At 59.1% G+C, this 230-nt stretch carries 1 protein-coding gene; it reads left to right on the forward strand.

What is annotated here, in order from left to right; all coding sequences use genetic code 11:
• The coding region (locus tag AC27E8_RS06570) for a hypothetical protein (RefSeq protein ID WP_487098626.1) at positions 1-230 on the forward strand (230 nt) is incomplete at both ends.

A 230-nucleotide genomic window follows, 5' to 3' on the forward strand; every position in this document is an offset into this window, starting at 1 on the left:
TCAGTGACATTTCCGAGATGCAGAATGAAGTCGGAAGTCAGGGAACGTACACGGATACGTTTTCCGCGAGTTACCTGACGCCGGGGAATTACGAGGCTCAGGCGTGGGTGGCAGACGGTGTGGATCGCATTTCGGGGCCTGTGACGGCCAACTTTACCATTGGGAGCAGCCAAAGCGGCAGCGGTGGGGGCGTGGGAACAGGTTCAGGGAACGGCGTCAGCGTTTCGCTG

This window comes from Alicyclobacillus sp. CIJ1, from assembly GCF_057538885.1.